Source organism: Neobacillus drentensis, from assembly GCF_036966985.1.
In the GTDB taxonomy this organism is placed as follows: domain Bacteria; phylum Bacillota; class Bacilli; order Bacillales; family Cytobacillaceae; genus Neobacillus; species Neobacillus drentensis_E.
In genome coordinates this window covers 1-3,425 of sequence record NZ_JBALSN010000572.1, presented here as the reverse complement: position 1 = coordinate 3,425, position 3,425 = coordinate 1, and the positions used below count along the sequence as shown (strand labels likewise).

Sequence of the window (3,425 nt, the reverse complement as noted above, 5' to 3'; positions counted from 1 at the left end):
TATTTTTCCAATTTTTCTTGAAAAGTTCTCATATCATTCCCCCTTTGTAACAAATTTTTTCAAATACAAATAATAAAGTTCTTTTAAAATGTATAAATACCTTCAATTCTTAGACGGAATAATACGGATTTGGTTTCTTCTTTAATCAAAAAAAGCCAAATTAGTAAGTTTGACAAAAAAATTAAATATACCTAATATAATTATTAATCTCTTTATTGAAATAGGAAGCAGGTGTTTTGCATGCAGTATAGTATTGGAGTTGAATATGGCCTGCATTGCCTTGTTTATTTAATTGATATTCCTCCAGATTCAAGCATTGGAATCAAGGACCTATCTGCCTTTCAAGGCATTTCAGAGACATATCTCTCAAAAATTTTTGCCAAACTAGCCAAGGCAGGTATCGTAAATTCAGTACCGGGGGTTAAAGGCGGCTATAGATTATCAAGGTCCCCAGATGAAATTTCTTTTTGGGATGTAATTGAAGCAATTGAAGGGAAAAAGCCCATTTTTCAATGCAAAAACATAAAAGATAATGGCCTTCTAGTTCGAGATAACCAAAACTCCAGCTGCTGCTCCGAAACTTCCGCTTGCACCATTAATCTAGTCATGCTTGAGGCAGAAGAAAATATGCGCAATTTTTTACGTAAAAAGACCCTTTCATGGCTGAATGAAGAGCTCGATCTTGTTTTATCGAAACAAATACGTCAAGATACACGTGCATATTTTGAGAAGAGCAACAGTTAATCAAGACACCCCTTACCCCTCTTTCCCGCAAGTTAAGGGGGTTTTTATCCAATTACCGATAAATTTCAAAAAAAAAAATGCTCCGAAAACATACATCCTATCCCGATTCATTTCCCCTCCTAAAACCAATTTCTCTTATCTTTTGATAACCCTTATATTACAAATCAAGCGCTAATCCCTTTTCAAGGTTAGCGCCCGATTAATGTATAGACATAAAAACTCTATTTTGCCGCAGTTGCGAAATTTCCCATTGAAATCGAAAGTCGATTCCAACTATTAATTTGATTGATCAGAATAATAAGATCTACATAGTCCTTTTCACTAAAATGAACACGTACTCGATTATAAAGCTCATCAGGTACTCGCTTAGTTGGTACTAACGTCACATGTTCAGTTAATTCTAATGCTACTTTTTCAGCATCCGTGTAGAAGTCACAATCTTCCCATGCGCCAACGCAGTATAAACGCTGTTCCGTTTCACCCATTTTTCGAGCATCAGCAGTATGCATATTAATACAAAAAGCACAGCCATTAATTTGAGAAGCACGGATTTTAATTAGTTCACGGAGTTTACGGTCTATTCCAGTCAATTTAGTGTACTTCTCCATTTCCATCATTATCTTAAGTGCTTCAGGTGCTATATCATAATAATTAATACGTAGTTCCATTTCCATTCCCCCTACAATTATAGATACAGTTAATCGACGATTAACTGTATCTATAATCTACACCTTTAATTAGCTTTTGTCAAACCGGGATTATGGTTGTCCTTAGACTAGAACTTTAACCCTAGATATGTATGACTGCCAATCTAGTGTTAACAGTCTCCGCCTGGTAAAAAAGAACCTTGCTTTATTCAACAAGATTCATCGAGGTATAAAATGAGCACGGGACGTTTCCCGTGCTCATTTGTTTTGTATATCTACTCAGTAGAATATGAATTGATGGTTAGATTAGGTGAAACAGGAGAACTCTCTCCATACCTCTTAATATTTATAAGATTGTCCACCATCAATTGGAATAACAGTTGCGTTGATGAAGTTTGCTTGATCAGATAGTAAGAATGCCACCAAATAACCCACTTCTTCTGGTTTACCGAAACGTTTCATTGGGTTTGGCTGAACAAATTGTTTTCCTACCTCTTCCCAGTTATCTGGATCAATTTGTTTTAATGAGCCTTCGACCATCGGTGTCATGATTGCGCCAGGTGCAATAGCTTTGATGCTGATTCCATATTGACCGTATTCAATTCCAGAGTTTCTTGTTAATCCGACCACACCGTGTTTACTAGCTGCATAACCAGATTGATTTCCAACCCCGCGAATACCACCAACAGAAGCAGTATTAACAATAGAGCCAAAGCCTTGTTCTCTCATGACTTTCAAAACGTGTTTCATTCCATAAAACACACCATTTAAATTGACACTGACTACTTTTTGAAATTCCTCAATGCCAAAATCTTCTGTTAGGTTTTGTTTTCCTTCGATCCCTGCGTTGTTGAAGAAACCATCGATTTTCCCAAATTTCTCAACCGTTTCATTTACATAGTGTTCAACTGCTTGTTCATCTGCCACATTCGCAGTGATCAACAGCATTTCTGTGTTAGGGGCAACTTCTAACAGTTTGCTTTTAGTTTCTTCTAATGAGGCAGCGTTTAAATCAACAAGTGAAAGTTTCGCTCCTTCTTTTGCCACCTGTAAGGCTGAGGCTTGTCCTAAACCAGAACCTGCACCTGTAATTAATACAACTTTTCCATCAAAACGATTACTCATTGGAAATTTCCTCCCTTAGTTTTTGTTTCAAGGTCTAAAGCGTATTTTTTCGAATTACTTTTAATTAAAATATCTCACATTAGAGATATATTCCGGTGAAATGTCATCTTTTCTACTTAGTTCATATGATTTATTATTGCGCTGTGTACCCGCCATCCACAATCAAACTATTACCAGTCATGAATGAAGAATCATCAGATGCCATGAATAATACTGCTTTTGCCATTTCTTCCGCTTTACCAAGACGTTTCATCGGTGTGACTGCAGCTAAAGCTTGCTTGCTTTCTTCCGGAATAATTGGTGTGTCAATAAAACCAGGGCATAATGAGTTAATACGAATATTTTGTTCAGCATATTCAAGTGCAAGGGAACGAGTTAAGTTAATCACGCCGCCTTTTGCCGCGTTATAGGCTGCTGAACCTGGCGATCCAACCCAACCGTACATAGATGCCGTATTAACAATCGTACCGCCGCCTGTTTTTAGCATTTCACGGATGGATTCACGTGCTACTAAAAAGACGCCATCTAAGTCAACATTTACGGTGTTGCGCCATTCTGAATACTCTAATTCATGTGAAGGATGAACACGGCCAATCCCCGCATTGTTGAAGACTACATCCACTTTGCCGAACGTTTCAACGGTTTGTTTAAAGATATTTGCAACTTCTTCTTCAATCGTAATATTTGCTTTTATAAAAAGAGCTTCGGCATTAAGTGCTTTCAACTCTGCCTCAAATGCTTTCCCTTTTTCCTCATTTAAATCAACAAGAACCACTTTGGCTCCTTCTGAAACAAATAAACGTGCTGTTGCTGCCCCAATACCAGATGCTCCACCAGTTATCACAGCTACTTTGTCTTGTAATTTTCCCATCCTAAATCCTCCTCGTAGTATAAAGAATTCTTTAGCAC

Annotated in this window: 4 protein-coding genes; 1 reads left to right on the top strand and 3 read right to left on the bottom strand. The window is 37.4% G+C overall.

Annotated elements, in window-relative coordinates:
* The first annotated feature begins 240 nt into the window (after positions 1–240).
* Complete coding sequence (locus V7659_RS28180) at positions 241–744, top strand: RrF2 family transcriptional regulator (RefSeq protein ID WP_335543372.1); 504 nt, start codon at positions 241–243, stop codon at positions 742–744.
* A 221-nt stretch (positions 745–965) separates the two neighbouring features.
* Here the strand turns inward: V7659_RS28180 and V7659_RS28175 are convergent, their stop codons facing one another.
* The 3 genes from V7659_RS28175 to V7659_RS28165 form a co-directional block, all read right to left on the bottom strand.
* Positions 966–1,412 (bottom strand): carboxymuconolactone decarboxylase family protein, encoded by a 447-nt coding sequence (locus tag V7659_RS28175; RefSeq protein WP_335543371.1) that lies wholly within the window; start codon positions 1,410–1,412, stop codon positions 966–968.
* Positions 1,413–1,730: 318 nt separating this feature from the next.
* Positions 1,731–2,516: an SDR family oxidoreductase gene (locus tag V7659_RS28170; RefSeq protein ID WP_335543370.1), complete on the bottom strand. Its 786-nt coding sequence runs from the start codon at positions 2,514–2,516 to the stop codon at positions 1,731–1,733.
* A 133-nt stretch (positions 2,517–2,649) separates the two neighbouring features.
* Positions 2,650–3,387 carry an SDR family NAD(P)-dependent oxidoreductase gene (locus V7659_RS28165; protein ID WP_335543369.1) on the bottom strand — a complete coding sequence of 246 codons (738 nt, stop codon included), beginning with the start codon at positions 3,385–3,387 and terminating at the stop codon, positions 2,650–2,652.
* Between the last annotated feature and the right edge of the window lie 38 nt (positions 3,388–3,425).

Coding starts and splice junctions, on each gene's coding strand:
- V7659_RS28180 (WP_335543372.1), top strand. CDS start 241: ATGCAGTATAGTATTGGAGTTGAATATGGCCTGCATTGCCTTGTTTAT.
- V7659_RS28175 (WP_335543371.1), bottom strand. CDS start 1,412: ATGGAACTACGTATTAATTATTATGATATAGCACCTGAAGCACTTAAG.
- V7659_RS28170 (WP_335543370.1), bottom strand. CDS start 2,516: ATGAGTAATCGTTTTGATGGAAAAGTTGTATTAATTACAGGTGCAGGT.
- V7659_RS28165 (WP_335543369.1), bottom strand. CDS start 3,387: ATGGGAAAATTACAAGACAAAGTAGCTGTGATAACTGGTGGAGCATCT.